The organism is Extibacter sp. GGCC_0201 (assembly GCF_017566055.1).
GTDB lineage: Bacteria > Bacillota > Clostridia > Lachnospirales > Lachnospiraceae > Extibacter.
Window position 1 is genome coordinate 53,162 of sequence record NZ_JABFCH010000015.1, and the last position, 26,633, is coordinate 79,794.

Sequence of the window (26,633 nt, forward strand, 5' to 3'; positions counted from 1 at the left end):
CGTATGTCTTACGCTGTAACCTAATTATATCACAACCCTGTTAGGTTGTTGGGTTGTGATATAAAGAAATGTGGCTTTGAGCTGGGATTTCCCGGGCGGGACGATCTTCCTTGTCGGAAGGCTTTTCGGTTCTATAAGCCGAAACATCATGGTGGGGTTTTTCCACACCAAGGCGTTTCGCCGTCTGTGGGAAAACCGCTTGGGGATGTTGGGATGCGGTGGTGTTGCAAGGTTGTTGGGTTGCGAAGGTGTTTGGTTATAGGGGCTCACGCACAGCTGATGCTACCGACTGGAAGGGCTTCAGGTGATGCACTCGCTTGCGCTCGTTGAACGGCTTACGCCGATGAATACGCTCGCGCTGCTCGCTGAGTCTATGGGAATCTGAAAACAACAAGAGGACCCATGCAACGTGAGTTCGAGGCGTTGCATGGGTCCTGACAAGAGAAAGCCTATGCAGTGAAAGAAGCGTATCTGCATAGCGGGTGACATCGAGTATAGCAGAAGCCTGTGTGGGAAGGTCTGCGAAGGGCATTTTCACAGCCCGTAGCTGAGCTTTCCACACAGGCGGTGAAGGTGGAGTGAGCGGATCGCGCTCTGAGCGTGATCCTAGGGGAACGGAACCGGACGGTCGGGTGAGCCGGATTCCCCTCTGAGGGGAATCATAGGCGGTTTAGGGTTTTCCACTTTTCCATGATTCGAGCCGAGATACGCGAGCACTACTAAAGCTCGCCTCGGGTCGGATTGTGGGAAAGTGGAAAACCCGGCGGGATCAGTCGAAGGTGCGGCAGGTACCGTAGCTGTAGCCGTCGATACGGCCATTGTCCCGAGTCTGCTCGTCGCTGACCGTTATCCTCCGCTTTGGGATGCTGTTGAGGTGCTTGGCTTCGAAGAAAGCTTGCACGTCTGACGGAACCTGTAAGCAGATGGCAAGCTCCGAGTTCTCTGCAACCTGTTGCGAATAGGCATCATAGAGGCCTTCGGCAAAGCCGATGTAGTAGGCATTGCGCACTGCCGTTACGGTGACATCGATCGGGCAACCGGAATCCCTGCACAACTTCGAATAGAGCTTGAAGCAGCGTTGGGCAACTTTCAATGTCAGGCGGTAGCATTCCGAGGCAACGGCGGCATCTTCCGCATGGCCGACGAACACGATGATCTTCGCCCTCGGCTTGTCAGGGAATGCGGTGAGCATCACGCGGCAGCGCAGGTTCTCCGCTATGGCGCTGGCAAGCATCCTCTTCCAGAACACATCGTTGCTGCCGATGTAAACAGGCTCTTCCTCGATCGAGGCAGACGGATCTTCCGAACCTAAAGCGCCTACCTGCTCGGCGGTTAGGTTGCTTTTGGCAAGGAGACGCTGTAAGGCGAGGTTGGCCGCCTTGGCCTCACCCTCGGTCTTGGCGCCTTCCAGCATTGCGAGGATCTTGCGGATCTTGTCATGGTAACCGTTGCTGGGCATCGAACCGTACCTGCTAGTTATCTTCGAGGAAGCCCATGGTACTCGGGCGCTCTTCCGCTACCTGGCGGAAGGACTGATCCATGACGAGCTTCATAACGCTTGCCCTTTGCTTACGCAGAGCGTTGCTGATGGATTCCATCTCGTCGATGCATTCCTCCGTTTTGTAATCACCCTCGGCAAGGGACTCCCACTCAACCGATACGACGGAATCCAGCAGCCCCGCAGCGGCATTCATGAAGTTCTCGGCTTGCTTCAGCTTCTCGATGCTGTTCGGTTTCATTCGCTCTCCTGCCTCGCGCTGCTTGTTCTTATCTGATATTATAGCACAACCCAACAGGGTTGTTAGGTTGTGCTATATGGATAATCGCATCGACATATTCGCAATCGAATGCCAATTTTCACCTGACCAGGGACTTTTGGCACAAAAATACCCGCCGAGTTGGGCGGGTATCACAATGTTTCTCTCAACGAAAGCTTCTCCGGAACATCCGCTTCACTATGGTAATCGGACTGGGAAAGCCGAAAAGGAGGATGTTGCCCAGGCTTCGGTGGCCTATGAAGCGCTTCTTCTTGCTCATCTCATTGGCTCCTATCTGCTTCTAACCGATCACTACGTATGCGCCGAGGCCGTGGCACTCTCGCTCGGTGCAGGTCATCACGGCTGCGTCTTGGGTGTCCAGGATGGGGCGCAGATCGTTCATCTCGTCGTCTGCGGCCAGCACCACGGGGAGGCTTCCGTAGCCTTGCTTCTCCAGGCGGGCCAGGGTCGTGCGGAGCTGGTGCACTGTGAGGCCTTGCTTCTCGATGAGCTGCTTCACGCTCAGCTGCTCGATGTTGCTCATTTCGTCTCCTGACTGTTGGGCTTTACGCTATGCATCTATTATATCACAACCTAACGGGGTTGTTAGGTTGTGATATAGAGCTTTTGCGGATAAGCAAAGAAAAAGGAGGGTAACCCCTCCTTTTAGCTTATGCAGCTCCGCTCAGCTCATCGAACATCGATGCCCATTTGGTATTTGGGGCTATCTCCATCGGGTCAGCCCATCCGTCCTTTACCAGAACAGCGTTTAACATCTCACTTTCCACCTGTTCGCGGTTATTGGAATCTGTTGGCTTTTCAAGCCAAACATACCTTAGCTTCCGGTTGTACTTGTCCTCGTCTTGAACATCCGCTTCCAACCAAACGTGTTTGCCCTTGGTCAAGATAGACTTCGTGTTCTCTGAAGCCTCTTTCCCCCTCTCCGTGTTCTTGCTTTCGTCAGGGTTTACGCTTTCCGGCGTGTCGACACCGATCAGGCGAATCTTCTCATCCTGCCCATCGATATTTGCCACAAACGTATCCCCATCGACAACACGAACTACGGTTGCCTCATCCAGCACAGGCTTGTCTGCTGATCGGGAAACGCCCGTACAACCAGCAAGAATCATCATGCAGAGACATGCTATAAGCGCTACCGCAGCTAGCAGCCTATTTCGACCTACGTTGCTCTTTCTCAATGCTTCTCCTTTATGCTTTGTGTTACAACCCTATTGTAGCACAACCCCGTAACACTATCGGGTTGCATAGGGGTTGCCTTGAGACTTTGCTTGGCTCACGCACATCTGATAATCCGGGCTGCAATACCCTCAGACGCTCGCTTCGCTCACTGAGCCGCGCAAGCGCGGATTGATTGATTTCCTTGGAAAGGAAAAGAGCCCCGCGAAAGGGATGTGGAAAGCCATCGTGGAAAACGCTTCGCGTTTACCACAACGCCTTACGCACATCCTGGTGCCCTTCGGGCACAGGTCTCTTATAGGCGGGGTTTCCTTCCTGGTGCGTTTATGGCATATCGCTGCCCGCTGGGCTCGCGGCATCGGATGCAGGTGGAGATGAGGACCACAGGTACCGAGCTCTACGCAACAAATCGTTGCATCACTTTCCGGTCACAATTTCTTCACGACTGATGCCAAACGTTCATTGGTACCAAACCACGCAACCATAGGCGCTGGTGAGGTTTCCAATAGGCTTTAGATATGAAAAAAGCCACCGCATCGATGGCTTTGAAACGCTATGAACTTGTCGAAACCTGGCACATTTCAGTGCTCTCCTGCGTGATACCGTGCTATAATGATAGCACGCTTTCAAGAGATTCGATTTCATCCGTTTCCACTCAGATGGTTCGATTCTGGTTTCGATTCGTTCTTTGGGTTTTTTGACGATCGAGACGGTCAGAAGGAGCTACCAACTCCAACCGATAGAAGGCATCTTAGCACATATTGTGCCCGTGGCGGGCGGCAAGTTTGCTAGGATACATAGCCCGCCTCTACAAGTCAGCACCCGGTCATTTTGGCTGGGTGCTTTTGTTTTGCTTAAAAACGGTACTTGAACAGCAACTTTGCCGTTTCTTGCTTTTGCATTTCACCTTGTTTGCGCCGTAGTGGTGGCAACAAGGAATCATCGCCATCCTCTCTCCATCTGGTCGGCGTGACCGCTTGGAAAGGAGGTGACGATCCATGGATAGGAAAACAGAGCAAAGCAAGAGACATCAGTTCGATGCGTACTGTAAGAAGATCCTTCGCAACGAGGCTCGCGATGCCTACGACGAGCGCAAGCGCAGGCAGGGAAAAGAGGTGCTTTTCTCGGAGATGAGCCCTCGCGAGCTCGGGAAGCTGTCCTTTACGCCGGAGTACTTCCGATTCGAGCAGCTGCTCCGTGTTCGCGGAATCGACTTCATCGTGAACGATGAGGGGCTGTTCGAGGCGTTAGGTGCGCTTTCGGCGCAACGACGGGAAATCGTCCTGTTGAGCTACTACATGGGGCTCACGGACAGGGAAATCGGGCAGGTCGTGGGAATGGAACGTGCGAATGTCCAGTACCACAGATCGCAGGCGCTGAAGGAACTCGGAAACATGCTTGATGAAATGGAGGACTCGCTATGAAGCAGGGAAAGCAGAAGAAGGCGCTGTTGCCTTACCAGACGATTCTTCGGGCATCGAAAGGCGACCCGATTGCCATGGAGACCGTCATCGGATACTACCGGCCCTACATGGCAACGCTTGCCATGAGGGAGTCGGTCGACGATGGCGGGCATTGCAGAAAAGGAACCGATATTGAGATGATACGGCGCTTGGAGGCGAAGCTAACCGCGAAGGTGCTGCTGTTCCGAGCGGAGTAATACTGGCAGGTGGCATGAGGAGGGGGTGATGCCCATATGGAACCGGTGCTCGAAAAAGGGCTCGAAGAGCTTCTTGAAACATTGAAAACCGCAGGTCAGAGCGGTAAAATAGAGCTAAGTGATGTGCAGAACTACATTGCTATGCTAACTAAGAAGAACATTTTAAGTAACCATAAGTACTCGATTTTCGAAGGTAAAGACGGCAAATGGCGAACCCATGTGCCGGATGCCACAAAAAGCGACGGCAGGCGGCTCATCAAGCGCAACACGCGGGAAGCACTTGAAGATGCGATTGTCGAGGCCTACCGCAAGAATGAGAAGACAATAGACCCGACGCTTGCCAAGCTCTACCCGCTTTGGATGGAGCATTACAAGGCAAAGACCGAATCAATGAACACCGTCAAGCGTGCGGTAGCCACCTGGAACAAGTACTACGCGAAGGATGCGGATCTCATCAGCAAGCCGATCCGGCTGATGCATTCAACAGACATAGAGACATGGATCCACAACAAGATCAAAGCCGAGGCCATGGACAAGAAGAAGTACTACAACATGTCCATGCCTTTTCGGCAGATACTCGATTTCGGGTACCGGAGCGGGATCATCTCCTACAATCCGTTCGCGCATGCCCAGATAAACAAGAAGTTGCTTGTCAAAAAGCGCAAGCCAGAGGCGAAGACGCAGGTGTACACCGAGGCTGAGGAGTTCTTCCTGATGAGGCTTGCCTGGGAAGAATGGAAGGAAGACAACTCGCTTGGCGCTTGCCTGGCACTCATCCTGCTTTTCTACACGGGGCTCAGAATCGGCGAGGTTGTTGCGCTGAAAAGAAGCGACATCGACGGGTTGGTTGCCCATATCTGCCGTTCAGAGGTGGAGGTGTCGGTTCAAATTGACGAGACGACCTTCAAGCAGATCGGGCATATGGTCATCGACCACCCGAAAACCTCAGCAGGCTTCCGCGATGTGTACCTTACCCACGGTGGCAGGGAGGTTGTCGATGCAGCGCTTTCCGGCGTTGCGGCAAGGGGCGCTGATGACAGCTATCTGTTCACAAACGGGATTACCCGTGTGAACGTCGATATGGTCACATACCGGCTAAAGAAATACTGCAACATACTCGGCATCCCGTTCAGATCGGCGCATAAGATCAGGAAGACCTATGTATCGCACCTGATCGATGGCGGTGTCAACATTGATGCAGCCAGGATACAGGTCGGCCATGAGGACGAGCGAACCACGCTCCGGTGCTACACCTTCAACACCAAGACACAGGACGAGACGAACGAGCAGTTCGAACGAGCCTTGTCCACACTTGCACCCAATCCTGGGATATTGGTTACCGCGAACGGTTACCGATAAGGGTTTTAAGGGGAACATCGCCTGAATATCAGGCAGAAGAAAGCAACTGAAAAACTGAATACGGAACATTAGAAATAACGTCACGGATGCAAGGAGCGTATGGGCATTCGATGCGCTCCTGCCTGCTGAAACTCATGCAGGTAACCAGAGGTAACCAAAGCACTTTGAACGCAAAAAAGAAGAAACCCCTGATAAATCAAGGGTTTCTAGCTTTTTGATGAATGCGGAAGATGGGACTTGAACCCACACGAGCGCATTGCTCACAAGATCCTTAGTCTTGCTCGTCTGCCAGTTCCGACACTTCCGCATGACTTAAACCGTCCGAAGAATATATTACTATGACTTGCTCCAAATGTCAACAAATTTTCTCAATCTTTTCATCTTTTTTTATCCCATCCGGACGCCGCCCCGGCAGACGGCTTTTACCGGTATCAGTGTCCCGGAGGCCGGAAAGGCTGGAATCCCGGGACACTGATCATGGGACGATTGCAGAACCTCTATCTTTTGAATCTGGCGTCAAGATCCCATGGCTGCATAGCCCCGCCTTCTTCTGCCGGCCGGCACATCTTGGCATAGATGTTGAGACAGCCTTTTTCCTCCTTAAGCGGCGGGCATACCCACTTCTCTCTCCTCCTTGCCAGCTCGTCATCCGGTACGAGCATGGACACTTCCCCTCCAGGGATATCGATGACAATCTCATCCCCGTCTTGCACAAGAGCGATATTGCCGCCGTCATAGGCTTCCGGTGACACGTGGCCGATGATCGCCCCAAAGTTGAAACCTGAGAATCTGGCATCGGAGATCAATCCGACACTCTTGTGCAGCCCGAGCCCGATAAGGGCATCTATGCTCAGCATCAGCTCCTTCATGCCCGGAGCACCTTTGCAGCCCTCATAACGGATGACGATGATATCGCCGGGCACGATCTCGCCTGCCTGGATAGCGTCAAATGCTGCCCGGTCCCCCTCGAACACTTTCGCCTTGCCTCTCATATATTTCACTTCTTCATAAACTGCGGTAGGCCGTACGATAGCGCCATTCGGCGACAGGTTTCCCCTGAGAATCTTAAGCCCCGGCTCATGGAACAGAGGGCGTTCCAAGGAGTGGATGACCTTATTCTCCTGAGGTGTCACTTTCGAGAGCATCTCAGACCATGACGTCCCGTACATGCCGGTCACGTCAGTGAACAGCTTGCTCTCCAGCATCTTCATCACGTTCATCACTCCGCCTGCATAGTGGAAGTCCACGACCGTATACGGCCCGCTCGGCACTACGGCATTGATGCAAGGAATATCCTTGGCATATCTCTCAAAGTCTTCCAGCGTAAGTTCAATGCCAAGCTCATAACCGTAAGATAAAAGGTGAAGGACAGCATTCGTCGATCCCGCAACCGCCATATCGAACATGATGGCGTTATGCAGCACCTCTTTCGTGATAAGTTTGGAAGGCCTTCTCCCTGCCTTGGCCATCTCTACCGCATACATGCCGGCCTCTCTCGCCTTCCTGAGCTTCGCATTGTCAGAAGCCGGTATCGTGGATGTTCCCGGAAGAACGAGATTGAGCACTTCGCCGAGCATCTGCATCGTGTTGGCAGTGCCCATAGACGGGCATGCCCCAAAGGACGGGCATACGTTATCTTCCATCTCCATAAGCGACTCCTCATCTGCCCCGGAAAAGCGTGCGGCATCCAGATCTGCTTCTACGACAGTCTTCCCACAGTGCTGTCCGGGCTGCATCGAGCCTCCCGTTACGATCATAGACGGAATGTCCAGACGCATTGCCGCCAGATAGCATCCTGCTATGATATTGTCGCAGGAAGCTATCATCGCGAGCCCGTCAAAGTTATGTACCCTCGTGACAAATTCGACGCTCATCGCCACGATGTCACGCCCCACCTGCTCGTACTTCAGCTCTTCCGCGCCATTGGCGATGTTCCCGCACGTTGCCGGAATCCCGAACTCGACCGGTACGCCTCCGGCCGCCCAGATCCCTTCCTTCACCGCTTCTGCTATCTGCCTCAGATGTGCAGATCCCGGAGAGCCCGCCATATAAGAGTTCGGCACTCCGATGTGGGGCTTCTTCCTGATATCCGTATCCGAATATCCTGCCGCTTTCATCATGACCCTTCTGTGGGCAGCTTCTGCCCCGTTCCAAAACTCTGTTCCCATATGATTTCTCCTCCTTACATTTTGTCCGCCGCCTGTTCATAACTTGCTTGACAATAATTTATCATATATGTTTATAATAGAGAAACAAGTCCTGATAAAAAAGCCAGCTTTACTTAAGGATATGTTCATTTTTTCTTATATGTAGTGAAAATGCATGATTTCCGTCCCAGACTTAAGTAGTTTTGAACAGAGGCTTTAAAATATCTAATAGAAGGAGCTGCCATGAATAAATATGAGATCATCCTCAGCGTATGCGACACCCACAGCATATCCAAAACTGCCGCCAGCCTGAACTATACGCAGTCCGCCATCAGCCAGGCCATCAAGAACTTTGAAAAAGAGCTTGGCTTTCCCCTGTTCAAGCGTTCAAAGCACGGCATGGACCTTATGCCGAATACCGAGGAAATCATCGAATCGTTAAAAATCATCTGCCGGGAGAAGAATAAGATCAGCCAGATCGCATCAAACCTCACCAGCCTGGACAGCGGATATATCCGCATCGGCACGATACAGAGCATCTCCTACCACTGGCTGCCCGACATATTGAAGCAGTTCTCGCAACTGTATCCGAATATCCGTTTCGAGATGACCGTAGACGGCTTTAATCCGCTGAAAGAGAAGCTCCAGACCGGCAGGCTCGACTGTATCTTCGCATCCCGCTACAGCGTCCCGGATCTGCCGTTCATCCCTATGGGTAATGATGAGCTTATGCTTGTGACTCCCAAGTCGCATCCTCTGGCTGAAAAGATGGCAGTGTCCCTGTCTGACGTGAATAACGAAAATTTCGTGCTTTCCTCCGACGGGCTTGATTATGAGACCGGATACATCTTTAAGCAGAATAATATAAAGCCAAAGATACAGTACAGGCTCAATGAGGACTTTGCCACGCTTAAGATGGTAGAGAAAGGGTTCGGCATCACGATACTGCCCCGGCTGCTTCTGTACAATGCCCCCTTCGACATATGCACGCGCTCTTTCACAGAACATTACTCCCGCACGCTTGGCGTCGCCTGTCCGAAAGACGCTCCGCCTACGCCGGCCACTGTAAAGTTTCTGGACTATGTGAAGGAATGGAGCAGGCAGCTAAATCAGGACGGCAGATAAAAAAAGAGGAAACAACGGCCTGTCATCACCGCTGTTTCCTCTTTCTCTTATATTCCATCACTATTTTCCTTATATACGCAAACGTCTTATCTTCACCTTCCTCTGCAAGCATCTTCAGCAGATGATGGAGAAGCGCCGCCGTATCTTCGTGGATCATCTTCCCGAGCTTGGCGGCACCTTTTTCATAGTATTCCAGCGGATGGGCGTCTGTATATGCCTCTTTCATATATGTCTTGGATGCCGCGATCCGGTCCATGAACATCTCGATCACATACCGTGTCGGCATCTTCTGCCCGACGATGCCCTCCTCAGGATTGGCGCTGTAGTCTATCCAATACTCGTAATGGTGCTTGTTCCGCCCTTTGTGATGCAGCCACGCGGTAGAATAACCGGTATCTTCCCGCTCCGCATTGTTCGGGCTTCTCGTCCCCTGGTAATATCTGCAGCCCACCAGAAATTCCGAAGGCGAATACTTGGACATGTCATGCAGAAGTCCCTGCCTGTATAGTCCAACCTTGAAACACTGCTTCATCACCAGCAGCTTATGGTGATTGATCGTACATAAATGCTTCCATGCTTTCATAACTCTTACTCCACTTCCATGTTAACTATATCAGCCATCTGGCAACCCCATACAGGATGAGCAGATGCAGCGGATAGAACGCATAAAAGAAATACTTCATGCTCCGCCCACGTTCGCCGTTATACAAGGCTATCGGAACCATTGCCAGCGCGCCGTACCTCTGCACGGCACCGTTCCAGACGAAGCACCATGCCGTGCCCGCCGCAAGCTTTGTCCACAGCCGGTCACGCAGCAGGAAGAACGCTGCTATCAGCAGGATCCCCTGGGAACCGTAATCGGTCCTAAGCACCTCCGCCAGCCACATCACGAGCAATACTTCTATCGCCTTGACCGGCCAATCGGCCGCTTTTTGCAGTACATACATAAGCACCACGCCCAAGAATAATGTAAAAAACACATTCTGGTATCCGAACTCTAAAAGGGTGCCCCGGAATGCCAGATCATATGGAAGCTCGGACACAAAAGCAAATATCAGGAGCCTGGACATATAGCGGCGTATGTCTCTCGTATGGAGGAAGCCTTCTACGAGCAGAAAGCAGAATATCGGAAACGCTATCCGCCCAATATAGCGGAACAGCATGCTGCCGGGGAATAATACGGCCCCGGTATGGTCAACGACCATAGATATGATAGCGATACATTTCAGCTGAAATGTAGTCAAACCAAACTTATTACGAATCCATTCCATGTTTACCGTCCTGTCAGCATGATAACCGTACGCTCTTCGACCTCTATCAGCCGCTGGTTCTCAAGCAGCCTGCATTCTGCAAGAATACCGTCCTTCGTTGAAGCCGCCGCATGCCATTTCTTATCTTTCGGCAGGGACGGCAGCGCAAATGTGTGCGGAAGCCAGTGCATGTTATAGACTACAAAGCAGTCTTCGTCGTCGGCATATGCTCCATAATAATAGACTCCCAGCTGGCGGCTGGATACTTCAGAAGGTATTTTCCACGCGTTTTCTCCATGGTAAGACACATCAGGCATTCCGCAGCAGAGCATATCGATACCTTCCGCTTCTTTCGCGGGATACAGCACCGGATGCTTTTTCCTGAGGGCTATGAGCTCTTTTACAAAGTTGAACAGCTCCGATTCCCTTTCTGCCTTTCCCCAGTCGAGCCATCCCGTTGGATTGTCCTGGCAGTAGGCATTGTTGTTCCCTTTCTGGGAGTTGGCAAATTCATCTCCCGCCAATATGCACGGCGTACCCTGTGCAAGCAGGAGCAGGAAGAACGCGTTTCTCATCTGCCTCCTGCGCAGCTGCAGGACCGCCTTCTTCCTCGTAGGCCCTTCCGCTCCGCAGTTCCAGCTGTAGTTGTAATCCGGTCCGTCCAGATTGTTCTCGCCGTTCGCTTCATTGTGCTTCCCATCATAAGATACGAGGTCTTGAAGCGTGAAACCGTTATGGGCGGCTATACTGTTGAATATTCCATCCTGCCGGGAATTATGCTTCAGCCAGTAGATGGCATCACCTACCATGCCCTCGTCCCCCTTCAGGAAGCGGCGCATTACGGTCTGAAAGCCCATATCATGCCTCATGACCTTAGTGCTTTTCAGGATAGGATCTCCGGAAAGCGTCTCCATCGGTGCCACGGCCGGATTCATGATAAAGCCGTCCATATGGTATTCCAGCATATAATACCGGAGGCATTCAACCATCAGCTGCTTCGGCGTCTTGTCGGTAAACGGCATTTCGAGCACGACTTCTATGCCGGCCTTATGGCATGCCTTCACCATGTCTTTCAGTTCCCTGACACCATCGCCGGAAGCGGCATAGGCGCTCTTAGGGGCAAAAAAGAAGCCTTCCCCGTATCCCCAGTAGTTCGTGTACTGCAGGCATTCCTCAAACTCATAGACAGGCATGCAGTGGATCTGGTTGATGCCAAGCTCCGTCAGATATGGTATCTTTTCCACTACCCCGGCGAACGTACCTTTATGGACCGCTTTGGATAAGCTGTGCTTTGTAAATCCACGGACGTGGAGGCTGTACGCGATTACCTCGTTATAAGGGATGTGGAGCGGCGCATCGCCCTCCCAGTCATATGTCCCCGTCTGTATGATACCCCTCACTTCATGCTGCTGTACGTCATATTCCCTCCGCCATACGCTCCTGCCCGCAAGTGCCCTGGCATAAGGGTCCACCACGATCCGTTCATCGAACATATAATTATATTCATAAGCGTCTGCTTCCATACCTTCCAGCGCAATGAAATGCACCTCCCCGATGGATTGCTCCACCGGGACCCGCTCGCACGGTTCACAGCTTCCGACCTCGTAGAGCAGAAGGCTGCATGTCCTGCCCTCCGGCACTGCGATGGAAAAATTGATCCTGTCATCTGTGATTGTAACGCCTAACGGCAATGGTTTCCCCTCAACTGCTTTCATATTTAAGTCCTTCCTGTTACTGCCAGCCATCTACTCCATACATATCTACATTGTCTTTATTAATCATGAATACTTCTTCATATACTTCCGGCTCAAACTCTTCGCCCTTTAAGATGCCGATTCCCGTCTTTGCTGCCGTCTTCCCCATGTTGATCGGGGACTGGGCCGCTGTCCCGGCTATCTGGCATCCCGCTTTTTTAAACTCTTTCTTTATGTCCGGCGATCCGTCTACGCCATATATGATGACGTCTTCCATCTTAGCCAGATTTACCGCGGTCATCGCACCTACCGCAATCTGGTCGTTGCCGCACATGATCGCGGTGATGTCCGGGTTCTCTTCCAGAATCTTTTTAGAAGCCTCCAGCGCTTTGTCAAACTCACCTCCGGTGTCTTCCCTTGCTACGACCTCAAAGCCCTTCTCGGCCTCTGCAATCGCTTCCTCGAAGCCCGTGATGCGGTCATTGATGGAATTCTGGGTCGGACATTCCAGGATGGCAATCTTGCCTCCGTCCGGACGCTTTGCTATCAGATCCTCCCCGCATATGAATCCTGCATTGTGATTGTCAGAACCTATGTATGCATCCACATACTCCATCTCTTTTACCTGGCTGTCCACGTTAATGATCCGAACGCCGGCATCCTTCAGCGCTTTGAGCGAATCTGTTATCTCCTCCCAGTCGACGGGGCAGAGAAAGATAGCGTCGATGCCTTCGTCTATCATCTCTTGTATCTGTGCCGCCTGCGACGCCGCGTCAGAAGCCGGATCCTTCGTGATCATTCGATACCCGTTACTTTCTATGGCCTCTCTTGTCGCCCCTTCCAGCGTTATAAAATAAGGGTTCTGCATATCGATTACGGAGAAGCCGAACACATAGGCATCTTCCTCTTCCCCTTCTATGTTATCATCGGACTCCTCATCTTTCACAGCATTGTCTTCCGGCGTCCCTACATTTTTCTTACAGCCGGACAGCGCGAACATACAGATAAGCATCACCGCTATTACACTTGACATTCTCCTCTTCATCATAATGTTTTATCCTCCTTATGCATTATTTTTCAAACGCACAGATATATTTTACACTATTTTCAAAGTTTTGGCTACTCTTTTCACATACGCCTGGAGATGGCAAAAACTCCCTTGCATTTTATACGTTCCTTTGGTACAGTTAATGTATCTTGATATGTAAGATATAATATTCGTATATAAAAGGAGATAAGACTATGAGCGAACAGCAATGCAATTGCGGACATGAGGACTGCTGCGGACATGACGATACCCCTATGGTTACCCTGACGCTTGATAATGACGAAGTGGTAGAATGTGCCATCCTTACCGTATATGAGGCCGGCGGCAATGAATATATCGCACTCCTCCCGCTTGATGAGAACGGAGACAGCGAGGAAGGCGACGTATACATCTACCGCTATAAAGAGACGGCTCCGGGAGAACCGGAACTGGAGAATATCGAAGATGATGATGAATATGAAATCGCTGCCGACGCCTTTGACGAATGGCTGGACATGCAGGAATTCGACGAATCAGACAGTGAGGAATAATTCGTTTACAAAACGGGAGGGATTGGCTTCTTTCCCGTTTTTTTCTTTGACGTAGCTGATGATGAGCTTTCGTTTTGCCCTTGTCATGGCTACATAAAAGAGCCGCCGCTCTTCCTCTATCTCATCTTCTGTCTTCGCCTTCTTATATGGGACTACCCCTTCGTTGCCCTGGATGATGAACACCGTATCGAACTCCAGCCCTTTTGAACCATGCATCGTCATCAGGGAGACGCTCTCCCCCGTTGCCGCGCTCTTCTTTGCCTGTTCCTTCAGCACCCGTTTGTATTGCTCCACATGTGCAAACCAGCCTTCAATCGTATCATATCCTCTGGAAAGCTCCTGTATCTCATCCAGCACTTGAAAGAGCTCTTGGCCGGGTATCTGCCTGTAAGCCGCATATTCATTCAGGAACCCGTCATAGCCGATACTTTTTCGCATATATTGGATTGCAAGATAAGGGGATTTGTTCTCCATCATCTTAATGTCCCACTCCAGCTGGTCTATCCGGTTCATCATCCAGTCCTTGTCGCAGTAGAAACGGCGGAGCGATTCATATGTCACAGGTTCCTCGCTCATGCTGTCCCGCCCGATGTACCGGTTCGGCCTGTTTGCAATCTGCAGGAAATGCCTGCGGCCGTATTCTTTCAGGACGAGATGGAAATAGCTGCTGATGTCCCGGGCGATGAAGTGGTCATATATATTGTCCATATGCTCTTTCATAGTGAAAGGGATATGGTATTCCATCAGGCTTTCCGACAGCGCCCTTGCATCCAGTCCTGTCCGGTACAGGACGGCAAGCTGGCTGTAAGGGATTCCCTGTCCGTTCAGCTTACGTATCTGCTCCACGACGTATCTGCCCTCTTCCACGCTGTCCTTCACTTCCTGTACGTGCACCGTCTCACCCGGCTTTCTGCCGGAACGGACCGCCTTACTGAACCGTTTCTGATTGTGTCCGATTACTCTGAGCGCGCCGTTGACGATGTGGGACGTAGACCGGTAGTTCACATCGAGAAGCACCTGCCTGGCATCTGGATAGTCTTTCTTAAATTCTGCCATGATCCCTGGCCTGGCACCCCGGAACCCATAGATAGACTGGTCGTCGTCTCCTACCACGAACAGATTGTCCTCCGGTGCCGCCAGCATGCGCACCACATCATACTGCACCTGGTTGATGTCCTGAAATTCATCTACAAGTATATAGCGGAATTTCTGCTGCCACTTTTCCAGTATATCCGGTCGTTTCAGAAACAGCTGGCAGCAGAGCAGCAGCATGTCTTCAAAATCAATCTTATTCCATCTTTTCTTCGCCGCCTCGTAATCGCAGTATATCGAGCGAAACCGCTCCTTGCCGAACCGGGCTGATTCATACGTTTCGATATCCAGACGGTCGTTCTTGATCCTCCCAATCTCTGTAGACAGATCCTTCAGATAATCCTTTTCCTCTTCGACCGAGAGGGTCCCTTCCATATCTGACTCTGCTATGACCTGACGCAGGAGCTGGTAGCGCTCTTCATCGGTGAGCAGATTCTCCTGTCCGATTCTTAAGGCCCACTTCAGAATCCCGTAGTAGATGCCGTGGAACGTTCCGAACGTAACCGGCAGCTGCTCTCCCATCACGGACAGAAAACGTTTCTTCATCTCATTGGACGCATACTTGGTAAAGGTAATGACCAGAATCTCTTCTGGCCTTACCTTATGCTTCTGAATCAGATATTCAATTCGTTTTGCGATGGTGAGTGTCTTCCCGGAACCGGGACCTGCCAGGACCATACATGGCCCGTCGTGGTGGGCGACCGCCTCATTCTGAGCACTGTTTAACCCCATATATACCTCTTATCTGCTTAAAAGTCCTATTCCCCTGCGGATTCTTTTCAGAGATTCCTCTTTCCCGAGTATCTCCATGATCTCAGTAGCACCGCCCGGGGTATTCTGCTTGCCTGATACCGCCGTGCGGACCGGCCACATCACGAAGCCCACTTTGCAGCCTTTCTCATCCACATAACCCTTTAATGCCGCGAACAGCGCATCATTGCTGAAGTCCTCCTGTGCCTCCAGCACAGGCAGGATATCCGTGAGCACCTCCAGCGAGTTCTCCTCGCTCGTCTTCATCTTCTTGTGGCAGTACATAGCCGTGTCATATTCCGGAAGCTCCTCAAAGAAATCAATCTGTTCTCTGATATCCGGGAATACTTCTATCCTCGTCTTTACGAGCGCGGCGATCTTCTTCAGATCATAGTCCTTCGTGATGGCCTCTTTCATATAAGGCTCTGCCATCTCATAAAACCGGTCAAAGTCCATGGCCTTCAGATATTCCCCGTTCATCCATCTCAGCTTCACAACGTCAAATACGGCCGGAGACTTGCTCATATGGCGGTAGTCGAATGCTTTCACAAGTTCTTCCAGCGAGAATATCTCCTGGTTGTCTTCCGGGCACCATCCAAGCAGCGCCACATAGTTGACGATCGCCTCGGACACGAATCCCTGATCCAGCAGATCTTCATAGGAAGAATGCCCGCAGCGCTTGCTCAGCTTCTTATGGTTCTCATCCGTGATGAGCGGACAGTGGACATAAGTCGGAACGTCCCATCCGAACGCCTCGTACAGGCGGTTGTACTTCGGCGCGGACGACAGATACTCGTTCCCCCGCACCACATGGGTGATGCCCATGAGATGGTCGTCGATGACATTGGCAAAGTTATAGGTCGGATATCCGTCTGATTTCATAAGGATCATATCATCCAGCTCTTCATTCGGAACCGTGATATCTCCATATATATCGTCATGGAACGTCGTCGTCCCTTCTGCCGGCATATTGATACGGATGACATATGGCTTCCCGGATGCCAGGTTCGCCTCCACCTCTTCCCTGCTCAGGTTCAGGCAGTGCTTGTCATACGTGATGATCTCGGTTCCAGATTCCGACACCTTGCTCTTTAACGAATCCAGGCGCTCCTTGTCGCAGAAGCAGTAGTACGCCTCTCCCTGCTCCACGAGCCTCTCGGCGTATTCCATATATAATCCGGAGGCGTTCCTCTCGCTCTGTACGTAAGGGCCCACGCCCCCATCTTTATCCGGCCCTTCATCATGGATGAGCCCGGTCTTCTCAAGCGTACGGTAAATAATCTCAAGCGCACCGTCCACAAACCGTTCCTGATCCGTATCCTCTATCCTGAGCATAAAGTCTCCGCCTTCATGCTTCGCTATCAGATACGCATACAGCGCTGTCCTCAGATTTCCTACATGCATTCTTCCGGTAGGACTCGGTGCAAATCTTGTTCTTACTTTCCTCATGATCATTCTCCTAATTCTTTTAGTATTTCTCCAAGAGCATCTTCTACACTCTTATGTACGATTACATCGGCAAGCTTATCCGAGAAGTGCTTCTCCGGATTGATCAGAACGAGCTTATCCCCTTCATAGTAATCAATCAGCTGGCTGCAGAGATACGTCTTCAGATTGGTTCCGAGCACGAGCAGCACATCCGCTTTCCTGACCTCTTCCGCCGCCTCCGTGATGACGCGGTTGTCGACCATCTCGCCAAACAGGCATATCTTCGGGCGTATCGGTGTGCTGCACGCCTGGCAGAGCGGTATCCTCTTGGATTCGGTTATATACTCTACCGGATATTCCTTTCCGCAGTGCGGACAGTAGTTATCATACACGCTGCCGTGGAGATTGATGACATTCTTGCAGCCGGCCCTCTGCGGAAGTCCATAGATGCGCCTCGTGATGACCGACTGGATAAGGCCTCTTTTCTCAAGCTCCGCCATCTCATAAAAGCATCTGCCAGGTGGCTTATCCAGCATCTTCAGTATCTCGCTGCGGTAGAATTCATAGAACTGCTCTTTCCTTGTGGAGTAGAAGGAGCTGCTGAATATCTCCTCCACGGAATAGCCGTACCTCTGCTCGATCTCATACGACTCATCCCCATCCCTGATTGCAGGGTATCCGCTTTCCAGGAGCATGCCAAAACCACTTAAAACCGTAGTATGCCTGCTCTCTTTCAATATCTCCGATAGTGTCTTTCCTAACATACGCCAGCCCTCCCTCCTGCTGTTTTTCGTACTCTTATTGTACCATATTTTCCTATCTGCTCCAACCTTTTCTGATTCTTCTTTCCTTCCAGTAACGAATCTGGAAGAACTCTCTAGGTATGGATACGATAAATACGATTCCAAGCACGATTCCGAACGCTATCTTAATCGAGTCCAGGCCTTTCTGGGCGGCGAGGGATAGCTGGTTCGTCACTAGATAGTAGGCCGTATAATAGATGCCGGCGCCGGGCACGAGCGGGAAGATGCCTGATACGAGGAATATCGTAATCGGACATTTCATCCTCACCGTGAGCATCCTGGAGATGAGCACCACGATAAGCGCTCCCAGGAATGCCGCTACTGCTGAGGACGTATACCGGCCTGACAGGGCAAAGACGAGCCATCCGGCCGTACCGGTCATTCCACAGCTCAGGTAATATCTCTTCGGTACGTTGAACAGCACCGCATATGCCATCGTCCCTATAAACGGGCAGGCAACGTTCATAAAAATGTCATGTATCACAGCGCCAGCCCCCCAAACATATTATTATAGATACTAAGTGTGATTCCCACTCCTATGGCAATATATACGAACACGAGCAGGGCATCTATCATCCGTACCGTCCCTGACAGGAAATCGCTGTCTGCGATGTCACGGATCGCATTGACGAACGCGACGCCCGGAATGAGCGGCATGATGGAGCCGATGATCATCCCCTCCAGCCTGACCGGACCGGGAAATGGCAGATGGACCGCCGCGACAGCCAGCGCTGTGATAATCACGCCGCCGGCTATGTTTATGATAATCTTAGACATATGATGCCGCTTGCCGACGAGCACCCAGATATAGAGCAGGCAGCCGATGCAGAACGCGATCACGCTCTCCAGCGCCGAGGCCCCGAGCAGGAAACCGAAGAATCCGCTTCCTGCCCCTGCAGCCAGTATCTGGAAGTAGCTGCGTTTGGGCGGTATGCCGTCTATCTCCCCGAGCTTCTGAAGCGCCTCGTCCACCCCGACGCGGCCCGCCGATATCTCTCTGGAGAGATCGTTCACTTCAGCCACTATCCCAAGATGCGGAGCCGAAAGAGGCACATGCTTCACTTTCGTATATGCCTCCTGCACGCCATTCTCAGCGCTCACGAATATACCGTGGCTCAGCGTAAAGATATCTACCTTATCCACGTGAAAACGGTTGCATATGCGCGTAATCGTCTCCTCCACACGGAAGATCTCACCCCCGTTTTTCAGTAGTATCCTGCCGGCTTCCAGAGCCAGATTCACCACTTTCTTGACATCCACTTCGGAATCCAGATACTTCTTGAGATACACCATGTCCGTCAGGAGCTTCCCGTCCTCGTAGATCGGCTCATCGTAATTGTCTATAAAAAAGTTCACGATAATGTGGGAGTTTACGAACCCGCATTTCTCATAGAATCCTATGCTCTTGGCACAATTGCCCGTGCCGACATAAAGCGTGTCGCACCGGTTGCTGTAATGTTCACACAAGTAATGGATCATATATCTGGCATATCCCTTGCCTTGATGCTCTGGCTTCGTCGCTATATTCTTAAGCTCGCACTTCCGGTTCTTCAGCAGAACCACGACCGCAACGGTCATGACCTGCTCCCGGTCGCACAGCACGAACATCTCACCGTCGTCAAGGTAACGGTCAATCATATTTTCCTGAGGGTCTGCCAGCAATAAATAGTCCAGATATGCCTTCTTGTCTTCCGTAATCTGTCTGATATTCATACTTATTACCCCTGTGTCTGTTTAATCCAGCCTATTATATCACCAGTCACCTACTAATTTCAATCACTTCCCCAATTATCTCTCCCTGCCGGATATACATAGAGCGTTCCATCTGCCTTATACAATATCCCGCCGTCGCTGTAGTATGCAGGATTCCCTTCCACCACTTCTATAAACATCAGATTGGGGAATGATTCGAGCACTCCCGGTGCGATATAGATGATATTCGGCGGAATATAGAAATCGACTATCAGATCTTCCAGTCCAGCGAAGGCGCCTGCCTCGACTCCGAGGCAATCCGGGGATGTCGGCAGGATGATGGTAGCCTCCTCCGCAACAGCATCCGCATCGGTGTAACCCGTTATATATCCTCTGTCATCACATATATAAGTCGGGAATTCCTTCCAGCCTGCATACAGGTGTACCTCTGTCTGCCCATTTTCAATGCCTGCAAACGGAACGGTACAGGAAGGATCCGTGTACCAGCCGTCGAATACTTTACCGAGTCTTCTGGGTTCTGCCACCGAAGAGATATCCAGGTAATACTCATCAAGCGTCATCTCTGTCTCGGACAGCGTACCTCCGTTGCCGTGAAACGTTACGAGTACGGAAACAAGCGGTTCCGTCCCGGCGTCCGGCACTTGCTCCTCTTCTTTTTCTGTGCTTCCGGATACCGGGTAACGCTTGTCTGCTGCATCGGCCTTCTTAGGATTCCGATTATCCTCCGCCTGAATGTCTTCTGCAAGTCCTTTCCCGGGAAGAATTACAATCCCGGCTTCTTCCGGATGGTCCAGCAGCCGCCTGAAAGGCTTGGCATCCGGCAGTCCAGGCGCTGGTCCCGGTATCTGTATAACTGTGTCTTCGACATATTCCACTCCGGAGGAAACCGTCTCCGGTACTGGCTGTCTCAGACTGGCAATATACAGGCAGCCCAAAGACGCAGCAAGAAGAGTGCCTGTCATGATCTTTCCGGTCTGAATTCTGAATCTTCTTCCTGTTGTTCGTAATGTCAAAACATCTTCCACTATTAACACCTCACATTCAATTCATTATAAGGCTTGGAAAGAACAAATGAAAAGTGGCATCTCGCCACACGCAAGACGCCACTTTTCATATTAGAAAACAATCTGGTGGTTTCCACGGTTAATTTAGTTGATAAATCCTGCTTTCTTAAGCTCTTCCTCTGCTTTAGCAAGATTTGCGTCTGAAACGAGGATAATCGGTCCTGTACAGCCCATACCACTCTCTGCATAGACACCAATCTTCCACAGGGCTTTCACGCCGTCCTCAAGATCCATGATCTCAATTCCCGCTATCTGGGACGTAACCGGCTCTTTCGGCGGCGCTTTCACTTCCTCGGAATCTCCTGCTGTCTTTTCAGAAGCTTTTCTGGCGGCAAGAATCTCTTTCAGGCCGGCTTTGTTGGCTGCATCGAACTCCTTCTTTGCAACTTCAAACACCTTGCCCCTGACAAGCTGTGCCGCATAGCGGATTGCCCCGGTGATAAGCGGTGCACCTGAAGCACGGGAGATGATCATCACAAGCTGCTCGTACCCTTCCCCTATCCCGGGGCCGTAGCCGTATCCCGATGCCTCATAGCTTCCTCCTGTCGTATAAGAGGACAGCATCTTAATCAGGATGTTTCCTGACAGGGAATCACATACCATAATGTCCGGTGAGCCCTGGAGCACATCGTTGCCTCTCATCACGCATCCTCCATCCGCTCTGGCCGATTCCGCAAAGTTTATACCATAGCCATTTTCTTTCAGCTGCTTCAAAGCGATCTCTGTCTGGCGGGCGCCGTCTACATTCAGGATTCCCACCGTCGGATCTGCCTTTCCACAGGTCTTAGCTGCAATAATGCCGTAGATAGCATTCTTAATCATGCCTTCGATACGGTCGGCACTCGATGTACCTGTCGTCGTCGCCACATACATCTCCCTGCCTTTGGATGGTGTGATCGCACGCCCCACAGTGGATACACCAATCGGAAACGGAAAGTGCATCGTTACCGCACCGTCTACTTCCTTATTCTTCAGGAGCTCTTCCATCTTCTTATGGCCTTCGTCTTCGTCAGCCACTTTCACTGTAGTCACTCCCTCTGCTTCGAGCGTACCGATGTAGTACACATCGATACCCTCTCTTGCCGCTGCTACCGCTGCTTCCATGGAATTCTCTTCCCCATGTTCGCTTCCCATGCCTGTCAGCGCAATCTTCGGCTTCTTTCCAAAGCTTCCGGTCTCAAGCCCTTCCGCCATCTCCATAAAGGTGGAGGCAATCATCTTCTCTATATTATCTGCCATATTCACCACCCCTTACTCTGCCATCAGAGTCGCGGCAAAATCTTTCATCGCCTTCGCAATGAGTCCTTTGACTTCCTCTTCGGATACGCCTGCCGCCGCACTTTCTTCCTCGGCCGTATTGCCGTGGATTACAAAAGATACGCCGTCAAACAGATTGGTCATACGTCCGAGGAAAAGGCTTCCCTTACCGATAATCATCGCATTCCTGATCTTGCCGTCAAGGATGTCCTCACGCGCAAAACCGATATACGGAACTCCTGACGGAATGTGTCCCTGCGTAGGTGCCCATCCGGTAAGACCGTGTTCCTTCGTAAACGCCGCCAGCTCCTTCTTGTCCAGCTCACCGCGCTTCACAGCGAGGGCCGCGATCATCTTGTAGTTCGCAAGCGGAACGTCTCCTGCTCCTGCCGGCTTCGTGATATCCGGATTCTGCATCTCCGGAGAATACTTGTCGATATCCGGAATCTTCATTCCTGCTTTGTCAAGCGAATCTGTGACAAGGCTTCCGATGACAGCCTGCGGTGCGGAGCCCGTACCGACACTGTGGCGGCCGAGCATATTCAGATCTATCTCAGGGTTCACGCCGTCATTTTCAGAGATGACTACCGCAAAGCCTCCGAGGCAGTCTTCCAGGATCGGAAGTCCTTTCTTGATGTGATCCTTGCCGTTCATGCCAAGCTTGGCCGTACATCCTCCGGATGTGACGACAACCGTCTTGTATGCGCCTGACTTGACAAGGGCTGCCGCTTCGATCACGGCGTGTGCCGGTGCGGCACAGAATCCTCTTGCATCAGAACCTGTAGCGCTGACCAGGCCTGCAACTTCCGCCGCAGCTTTGGCAAAGTTTCCGCCGCCTCTCTGGTTCATGTCGCCGCATGCCTCTTCTGCACAGTCTATAACATATTCTACATCCGCCTTGTCAATCCCTGCATTGCGTACCGCATAGAGCAGCGCCAGAACACTGGAAGCCTTGCTCATAAGGTTCTCATGCATGACATGGGCAGATAAGTTAACGTCGATATCATGGGCTCTTTTTACACAGCCTACTAATTTTCCATCGTGATATAACCCTTCTGCATGCTCTTCGTTGACGAAATGCTCTATCTCGCCCAGTTCCACGCCCTCGTGGACTTTTTCAACGATATCGTCAGAGATGATCGGGTTTGCGGCAAACGCGTCCTTATACTTTGCCACAAATTCTTTGTCCAGCCTTACGACCTCGAACATATCGCTTGCCTGCACGAGGAACAGGAACTCCTCCTGCGGCATAATCTCGCCATATTTACCGAATCGGTCGGCTCCCTCTTTGTTCTTGTCATACCAGGGGAACTCTACCTGAGCCAGTTCATCCGGATGCACATTGCCGATATATGTCTGGTTTGGCCAATATTCTACTGCCTCTTTAAAAGAACGCAGGTTGTTCGGCACCTCTTTCAGATATTCGGAATCTGGATTGACGATTCTCTCCGTCGTCTGCGTCGTTCCATTATATAAAACCATATCCGGGGTATGTACTAATACATAACTTGCCCCTTTGATTACACTGTTCATTGGTTTTCCACCTTTCATTAAATATACGGGGTGGTGGGGTGACACCACCCCACACACTTAAAATTTACAGAACTCGTCTCTGATGGCTGTCATTTCATTAATGATATCATCAACATCGAGTACCATTTCCATCATACTGATCTGCTCATCATACACTTCTTCGTCGAACTCTTCTTTCATCTCTGGTTCGCACACGTGATATACTTTGAGTCCAAGCTGGACCCCTGTCAATGGACCTGCGAAAGTAGGATCTCCTGCTGTTACGGTCTCTGCTGCAAGGCCTGAAGCTTCACCTTCTGCAGCACCGAGAACTACTACTAAGTTCTCTGCACCATATTCATCAGCAAATTCTTTTACTCTCTTCTGATTTTCCAAGTCCATTGCGCCTGCGCTCGTTCAGACGAAACATTCCGTGGATGAGAATACTACCTCGGCACCGGCAGTCTTAACGCATTCTGCGATAGCCGGCCCCGGGATTCCATCACGGTCTCCGATAATTATTGCTTTTTTTCCATCTAAAATAGCCATAATTATGCTTTCTCCTTTCTTGTGTGTTGCTAGTTGTATTTATGATAAAGAAAACTATCCTTGATTAGATATATTTCTTAATCATCGCCTCGATGTTCTCCGGTGTCGCGTCGTCTTTCACGACCTCTTCCACCTTCTCGCCGTCTTTGTATACAGCCATGACAGGAAGTCCTAACACTTTCTGCGCGATTGCAAGGCGGCGTGCCTTCGTCGTGTTCAGGGACGTGAATTTCATCTTGTCCCCGTATGTGTCTGCAAATTCATGAACCTTTGGCATCAGAGCCTGGCATGGCACGCATCCGTCACCGTAAAAGTCTACAAATACATAGCCTTCTGCCTTTAACACTTCTTCTTCAAATGTTTCCTTCGTTACATCAATCATCTTCCTCTACCTCCTAAAAATAATCTGATAAGCTTCTCTCTACCTGGACTGCAGCTATGGCTCCGTCCGCAGCAGCGGTTACGACCTGTCTCAGGCTCTTGATACGCACATCGCCGGCCGCATATACGTTCGGAACGTTCGTATGCATATCATCGTCCGTCTTGATATAACCTCGCTCGTCCATATCTACGATGCCTTCAAACAGCTTGGAATTCGGAACCGTTCCGATGAAGCCGAACAACCCGAACATGCCGTCCTCAGGGTCGGCTTCTACTTTACGCGTCTCGCCGGTCTTTACATTCTTGACGATCATGCCCTGGAGAATGTCATCCCCGTACACCTCTTCTACGACACTGTCCCAGAAGAAGTCGATCTTCGGATTGGCAAATGCTTTCTCCTGGATAGACTTTGCGGCACGAAGCTCGTTACGTCTGTGGATGATCGTGACTTTTCTGGCAAATTTGGTGAGATACATCGCTTCCTCGACTGCGGAGTCCCCGCCGCCGACTACGTACACTTCAAAGTCTTCAAAGAAGTTCGCATCACATGTAGCACAGTAGGATACGCCCTTGCCCATGAATTCCGCCTCGCCTTTGCAGCCGATAGGTCTGGAGTAAGCGCCTGTGGCGATAATGATATTTTTCGCCTGATATTCTGCCTTCGCGCTCTTCAGTACCTTCACGTCGCCTTCCAGCTCTACTTCAGCAATCGTGTCTGATACACGTTCAACACCGAATTTTTCTGCCTGTCCTGTCATCCTTGCGATAAGCGAAGGTCCTGATTCGCCTTCTACCATCTGCCCCGGATAATTCTCAATCTCGTCCGTGATTGCAATCTGTCCGCCATCCTGCCCTTTTTCAATTATCAGCGTAGAAAGACGGCTTCTGCCTGCATACAGCCCTGCCGCGAGACCGGCAGGACCTGCACCCAGGATAATTACGTCATAAATCTTGCCCATGGGATTCATCTCCTTTTTCTTGTTAAAGTAACATCTGCTCTAGTCAAAAATCGTCTGACCGTCAACTTCTGTCGTAAGAGCGTCAAGCGCTTTTTCAACAATGTGGCGGCGAAGCTCCTTCTCCTCGGCAGCATCCAGAGCCGGATTGCCGAGCGGATGAGGAATTGCGATAGCCGGTACGATCCTGTTCGCGCCAACCGTCATCGATATCGGAGTGACTGTACATATATGCACAACCGGGATGCCCGCTCTCTCGACCTCTTTCACCATCGTTGCACCGCAACGAGTACAGGTGCCTCATGTAGAGGTGAGGATTACGGCATCTACTCCGTCAGCCAGCAGCTTCTTCGAGAACTCAGCTGCAAATGCCTTGGAGGACGCAACTGCAGTTCCGTTACCGGTCGTCGTATAGAACAGATGATGGAGCTCACCGATCTTTCCTTCTTTTTCCATGTCACGAAGCACATCTACCGGAAGCACGCGGTCCGAATCTTCATTCGCGTATACCGGATCGTATCCGCCGTGGGCCGTCTCATACGTCTCTTCCGTCAGATCCATGACGCCTGCGATGTCGTATTCACCGTAATGTGACGCACTGGAGCTCTCGATATGGTCCGGATTCCCTTTCGGTACGATACCGCCTGATGTGACAAGGGCGATCTTGGCATGTGCTAGGTCTTTGACCGCCGGGTTTGGATCCACCCTGTCGAAGTCCGGCATCGGGTATTCCGTAGTAAACGGCTTGTCAGCCAATTTCTGAAGCAGCATCTTTACCGCTCTCTTTGATCCTCTTTCTTCCTCGAAGAAGTTCACGCGCACACCGTTCGGCATATAGCCTTCCTGGCAGGACGCGCCGATTGCTTCTCCTTTGGCAAGCTTAAGAGCTAAAGGAGCCATCTTCGCTACCGCGCCTCTCATGCCGGCCGCGCTGTTCTTCGTGGCAACCATATATACCTGGTTCTTGAACATATCGGCACCCGGATTCTCCACATACATGCCTGTGATGGCCGGTATGCCAAGCTCTTCCTGGACCGCTGCTGCTATCGTACCGCACGCAACGCCATAACGTCCCGCATTGAATGCCGGGCCTGCGATGAACACGTCAGGAGCCTGCTCTTTTACCATCGCAAGGACATCTGCCTTTGCTTTCTCAAGGTTCTCGTTAAAGTAGGAGTCGCCGCACACGATCGTGGCGATAATCTCAGCCTCATCTTTAAAATTCATGTTAAATGCCATACCCGGTCCTACCACTTCACCTACGCGAAGCTCCGCCGGATAATCCGCTTTTTCTTCCCCGCCGATGTTAGCGAAGAACTGGTTGATGTAATGTACAACTTTAATTTTGCTCATTTACTGTA

26 protein-coding genes and 1 tRNA gene are annotated in these 26,633 nt (G+C 51.2%); 5 read left to right on the forward strand and 22 right to left on the reverse strand.

Features of this window, described 5'->3' with window-relative positions; genetic code table 11:
• Nucleotides 1-769 precede the first annotated feature (769 nt).
• The 4 genes from HJV72_RS11295 to HJV72_RS11310 all read right to left on the reverse strand — a co-directional run bounded on the left by HJV72_RS11295 (nucleotide 770) and on the right by HJV72_RS11310 (nucleotide 2,956).
• Complete coding sequence (locus tag HJV72_RS11295; protein WP_208071100.1) at nucleotides 770-1,459, reverse strand: DUF2786 domain-containing protein; 690 nt, start codon at nucleotides 1,457-1,459, stop codon at nucleotides 770-772.
• Nucleotides 1,460-1,472: 13 nt separating this feature from the next.
• Nucleotides 1,473-1,739 carry a hypothetical protein gene (locus tag HJV72_RS11300; RefSeq protein ID WP_208071101.1) on the reverse strand — a complete coding sequence of 89 codons (267 nt, stop codon included), beginning with the start codon at nucleotides 1,737-1,739 and terminating at the stop codon, nucleotides 1,473-1,475.
• A 319-nt stretch (nucleotides 1,740-2,058) separates the two neighbouring features.
• Nucleotides 2,059-2,301, reverse strand: a complete 243-nt coding sequence (locus HJV72_RS11305) for a hypothetical protein (protein ID WP_208071102.1) — start codon at nucleotides 2,299-2,301, stop codon at nucleotides 2,059-2,061.
• A 127-nt stretch (nucleotides 2,302-2,428) separates the two neighbouring features.
• Nucleotides 2,429-2,956, reverse strand: a complete 528-nt coding sequence (locus HJV72_RS11310) for a thermonuclease family protein (RefSeq protein ID WP_208071103.1) — start codon at nucleotides 2,954-2,956, stop codon at nucleotides 2,429-2,431.
• A gap of 996 nt (nucleotides 2,957-3,952) precedes the next feature.
• On the opposite strand from HJV72_RS11310, the gene HJV72_RS11315 reads away from it, so the two are divergent.
• The 3 genes from HJV72_RS11315 to HJV72_RS11325 are packed head-to-tail and all read left to right on the forward strand — an operon-like array spanning nucleotide 3,953 to nucleotide 5,973.
• A complete protein-coding gene (locus HJV72_RS11315) occupies nucleotides 3,953-4,378 on the forward strand; it encodes an RNA polymerase sigma factor (RefSeq protein ID WP_208071104.1) in 426 nt (141 codons plus the stop codon).
• A complete protein-coding gene (locus HJV72_RS11320; protein WP_208071106.1) occupies nucleotides 4,375-4,614 on the forward strand; it encodes a helix-turn-helix domain-containing protein in 240 nt (79 codons plus the stop codon). The genes HJV72_RS11315 and HJV72_RS11320 overlap by 4 nt, the downstream gene beginning before the upstream one ends.
• 36 nt (nucleotides 4,615-4,650) lie before the next feature.
• Complete coding sequence (locus HJV72_RS11325; RefSeq protein ID WP_208071108.1) at nucleotides 4,651-5,973, forward strand: tyrosine-type recombinase/integrase; 1,323 nt, start codon at nucleotides 4,651-4,653, stop codon at nucleotides 5,971-5,973.
• 222 nt (nucleotides 5,974-6,195) lie between these two features.
• On the opposite strand, the gene HJV72_RS11330 is transcribed toward HJV72_RS11325, so the two are convergent.
• Both HJV72_RS11330 and ilvD read right to left on the reverse strand, forming a co-directional pair.
• A tRNA-Leu gene (locus HJV72_RS11330) sits at nucleotides 6,196-6,280 on the reverse strand.
• 190 nt (nucleotides 6,281-6,470) lie between these two features.
• The gene (gene ilvD, locus HJV72_RS11335) at nucleotides 6,471-8,141 is read right to left on the reverse strand and encodes a dihydroxy-acid dehydratase (RefSeq protein ID WP_208071109.1); all 1,671 of its coding nucleotides are present in this window, start codon (nucleotides 8,139-8,141) and stop codon (nucleotides 6,471-6,473) included.
• Between the two features lie 222 nt (nucleotides 8,142-8,363).
• On the opposite strand from ilvD, the gene HJV72_RS11340 reads away from it, so the two are divergent.
• Nucleotides 8,364-9,245, forward strand: coding sequence for a LysR family transcriptional regulator (locus HJV72_RS11340; RefSeq protein ID WP_066575145.1), 882 nt, complete (start codon nucleotides 8,364-8,366; stop codon nucleotides 9,243-9,245).
• Nucleotides 9,246-9,270: 25 nt separating this feature from the next.
• On the opposite strand, the gene HJV72_RS11345 is transcribed toward HJV72_RS11340, so the two are convergent.
• The 4 genes from HJV72_RS11345 to HJV72_RS11360 are packed head-to-tail and all read right to left on the reverse strand — an operon-like array spanning nucleotide 9,271 to nucleotide 13,237.
• Nucleotides 9,271-9,828, reverse strand: coding sequence for a DUF5662 family protein (locus tag HJV72_RS11345; protein ID WP_117772474.1), 558 nt, complete (start codon nucleotides 9,826-9,828; stop codon nucleotides 9,271-9,273).
• A gap of 25 nt (nucleotides 9,829-9,853) precedes the next feature.
• Nucleotides 9,854-10,516: a TraX family protein gene (locus HJV72_RS11350; protein ID WP_208071111.1), complete on the reverse strand. Its 663-nt coding sequence runs from the start codon at nucleotides 10,514-10,516 to the stop codon at nucleotides 9,854-9,856.
• Between the two features lie 2 nt (nucleotides 10,517-10,518).
• Nucleotides 10,519-12,210 (reverse strand): alpha-amylase family glycosyl hydrolase, encoded by a 1,692-nt coding sequence (locus tag HJV72_RS11355; protein ID WP_208071112.1) that lies wholly within the window; start codon nucleotides 12,208-12,210, stop codon nucleotides 10,519-10,521.
• Between the two features lie 16 nt (nucleotides 12,211-12,226).
• On the reverse strand, nucleotides 12,227-13,237 hold the full coding sequence (locus HJV72_RS11360; protein ID WP_082912770.1) for a substrate-binding domain-containing protein: 1,011 nt from the start codon (nucleotides 13,235-13,237) through the stop codon (nucleotides 12,227-12,229).
• 254 nt (nucleotides 13,238-13,491) lie between these two features.
• Here HJV72_RS11360 and HJV72_RS11365 point away from each other — a divergent pair, with 254 nt between their 5' ends.
• Complete coding sequence (locus tag HJV72_RS11365) at nucleotides 13,492-13,767, forward strand: DUF1292 domain-containing protein (protein WP_147629837.1); 276 nt, start codon at nucleotides 13,492-13,494, stop codon at nucleotides 13,765-13,767.
• Here HJV72_RS11365 and HJV72_RS11370 read toward each other — a convergent pair.
• The 12 genes from HJV72_RS11370 to grdB all read right to left on the reverse strand — a co-directional run bounded on the left by HJV72_RS11370 (nucleotide 13,750) and on the right by grdB (nucleotide 26,625).
• Nucleotides 13,750-15,591, reverse strand: coding sequence for an ATP-dependent helicase (locus HJV72_RS11370; RefSeq protein WP_208071114.1), 1,842 nt, complete (start codon nucleotides 15,589-15,591; stop codon nucleotides 13,750-13,752). The two genes, HJV72_RS11365 and HJV72_RS11370, sit on opposite strands and share 18 nt — an antisense overlap.
• A gap of 9 nt (nucleotides 15,592-15,600) precedes the next feature.
• On the reverse strand, nucleotides 15,601-17,058 hold the full coding sequence (gene gltX, locus HJV72_RS11375; protein ID WP_208071115.1) for a glutamate--tRNA ligase: 1,458 nt from the start codon (nucleotides 17,056-17,058) through the stop codon (nucleotides 15,601-15,603).
• A gap of 2 nt (nucleotides 17,059-17,060) precedes the next feature.
• Nucleotides 17,061-17,801, reverse strand: a complete 741-nt coding sequence (locus HJV72_RS11380) for an SIR2 family NAD-dependent protein deacylase (protein WP_208071116.1) — start codon at nucleotides 17,799-17,801, stop codon at nucleotides 17,061-17,063.
• A gap of 52 nt (nucleotides 17,802-17,853) precedes the next feature.
• A complete protein-coding gene (locus HJV72_RS11385; RefSeq protein WP_066581383.1) occupies nucleotides 17,854-18,306 on the reverse strand; it encodes a threonine/serine exporter family protein in 453 nt (150 codons plus the stop codon).
• 14 nt (nucleotides 18,307-18,320) lie between these two features.
• Nucleotides 18,321-19,553, reverse strand: a complete 1,233-nt coding sequence (locus HJV72_RS11390; RefSeq protein WP_208071117.1) for a GNAT family N-acetyltransferase — start codon at nucleotides 19,551-19,553, stop codon at nucleotides 18,321-18,323.
• 59 nt (nucleotides 19,554-19,612) lie between these two features.
• Complete coding sequence (locus HJV72_RS11395) at nucleotides 19,613-20,566, reverse strand: InlB B-repeat-containing protein (RefSeq protein WP_208071118.1); 954 nt, start codon at nucleotides 20,564-20,566, stop codon at nucleotides 19,613-19,615.
• 135 nt (nucleotides 20,567-20,701) lie between these two features.
• The gene (gene grdD, locus HJV72_RS11400; RefSeq protein ID WP_117772466.1) at nucleotides 20,702-21,856 is read right to left on the reverse strand and encodes a glycine/sarcosine/betaine reductase complex component C subunit alpha; all 1,155 of its coding nucleotides are present in this window, start codon (nucleotides 21,854-21,856) and stop codon (nucleotides 20,702-20,704) included.
• 12 nt (nucleotides 21,857-21,868) lie between these two features.
• The gene (gene grdC, locus HJV72_RS11405) at nucleotides 21,869-23,407 is read right to left on the reverse strand and encodes a glycine/sarcosine/betaine reductase complex component C subunit beta (protein ID WP_066575111.1); all 1,539 of its coding nucleotides are present in this window, start codon (nucleotides 23,405-23,407) and stop codon (nucleotides 21,869-21,871) included.
• A gap of 57 nt (nucleotides 23,408-23,464) precedes the next feature.
• On the reverse strand, nucleotides 23,465-23,935 hold the full coding sequence (gene grdA, locus HJV72_RS11410; protein ID WP_082912768.1) for a glycine/sarcosine/betaine reductase complex selenoprotein A: 471 nt from the start codon (nucleotides 23,933-23,935) through the stop codon (nucleotides 23,465-23,467).
• 64 nt (nucleotides 23,936-23,999) lie between these two features.
• Entirely contained in the window at nucleotides 24,000-24,317 is a 318-nt protein-coding gene (gene trxA / locus HJV72_RS11415; RefSeq protein ID WP_006443888.1) for a thioredoxin TrxA, read from the reverse strand.
• A 13-nt stretch (nucleotides 24,318-24,330) separates the two neighbouring features.
• Complete coding sequence (gene trxB / locus HJV72_RS11420) at nucleotides 24,331-25,275, reverse strand: thioredoxin-disulfide reductase (protein WP_066575110.1); 945 nt, start codon at nucleotides 25,273-25,275, stop codon at nucleotides 24,331-24,333.
• A gap of 39 nt (nucleotides 25,276-25,314) precedes the next feature.
• On the reverse strand, nucleotides 25,315-26,625 hold the full coding sequence (gene grdB, locus HJV72_RS11425; protein WP_082912767.1) for a glycine reductase complex selenoprotein B: 1,311 nt from the start codon (nucleotides 26,623-26,625) through the stop codon (nucleotides 25,315-25,317).
• Nucleotides 26,626-26,633: the final 8 nt, after the last annotated feature.

Coding starts and splice junctions, on each gene's coding strand:
- HJV72_RS11295 (WP_208071100.1), bottom strand. CDS start 1,459: ATGCCCAGCAACGGTTACCATGACAAGATCCGCAAGATCCTCGCAATG.
- HJV72_RS11360 (WP_082912770.1), bottom strand. CDS start 13,237: ATGATGAAGAGGAGAATGTCAAGTGTAATAGCGGTGATGCTTATCTGT.
- HJV72_RS11365 (WP_147629837.1), top strand. CDS start 13,492: ATGGTTACCCTGACGCTTGATAATGACGAAGTGGTAGAATGTGCCATC.
- HJV72_RS11340 (WP_066575145.1), top strand. CDS start 8,364: ATGAATAAATATGAGATCATCCTCAGCGTATGCGACACCCACAGCATA.
- HJV72_RS11350 (WP_208071111.1), bottom strand. CDS start 10,516: ATGGAATGGATTCGTAATAAGTTTGGTTTGACTACATTTCAGCTGAAA.
- grdD (WP_117772466.1), bottom strand. CDS start 21,856: ATGGCAGATAATATAGAGAAGATGATTGCCTCCACCTTTATGGAGATG.
- trxB (WP_066575110.1), bottom strand. CDS start 25,275: ATGGGCAAGATTTATGACGTAATTATCCTGGGTGCAGGTCCTGCCGGT.
- HJV72_RS11305 (WP_208071102.1), bottom strand. CDS start 2,301: ATGAGCAACATCGAGCAGCTGAGCGTGAAGCAGCTCATCGAGAAGCAA.
- HJV72_RS11300 (WP_208071101.1), bottom strand. CDS start 1,739: ATGAAACCGAACAGCATCGAGAAGCTGAAGCAAGCCGAGAACTTCATG.
- HJV72_RS11315 (WP_208071104.1), top strand. CDS start 3,953: ATGGATAGGAAAACAGAGCAAAGCAAGAGACATCAGTTCGATGCGTAC.
- HJV72_RS11390 (WP_208071117.1), bottom strand. CDS start 19,553: ATGAATATCAGACAGATTACGGAAGACAAGAAGGCATATCTGGACTAT.
- ilvD (WP_208071109.1), bottom strand. CDS start 8,141: ATGGGAACAGAGTTTTGGAACGGGGCAGAAGCTGCCCACAGAAGGGTC.
- trxA (WP_006443888.1), bottom strand. CDS start 24,317: ATGATTGATGTAACGAAGGAAACATTTGAAGAAGAAGTGTTAAAGGCA.
- HJV72_RS11355 (WP_208071112.1), bottom strand. CDS start 12,210: ATGAAAGCAGTTGAGGGGAAACCATTGCCGTTAGGCGTTACAATCACA.
- HJV72_RS11320 (WP_208071106.1), top strand. CDS start 4,375: ATGAAGCAGGGAAAGCAGAAGAAGGCGCTGTTGCCTTACCAGACGATT.
- gltX (WP_208071115.1), bottom strand. CDS start 17,058: ATGAGGAAAGTAAGAACAAGATTTGCACCGAGTCCTACCGGAAGAATG.
- HJV72_RS11380 (WP_208071116.1), bottom strand. CDS start 17,801: ATGTTAGGAAAGACACTATCGGAGATATTGAAAGAGAGCAGGCATACT.
- HJV72_RS11345 (WP_117772474.1), bottom strand. CDS start 9,828: ATGAAAGCATGGAAGCATTTATGTACGATCAATCACCATAAGCTGCTG.
- HJV72_RS11325 (WP_208071108.1), top strand. CDS start 4,651: ATGGAACCGGTGCTCGAAAAAGGGCTCGAAGAGCTTCTTGAAACATTG.
- grdC (WP_066575111.1), bottom strand. CDS start 23,407: ATGAACAGTGTAATCAAAGGGGCAAGTTATGTATTAGTACATACCCCG.
- HJV72_RS11385 (WP_066581383.1), bottom strand. CDS start 18,306: ATGAACGTTGCCTGCCCGTTTATAGGGACGATGGCATATGCGGTGCTG.
- HJV72_RS11370 (WP_208071114.1), bottom strand. CDS start 15,591: ATGGGGTTAAACAGTGCTCAGAATGAGGCGGTCGCCCACCACGACGGG.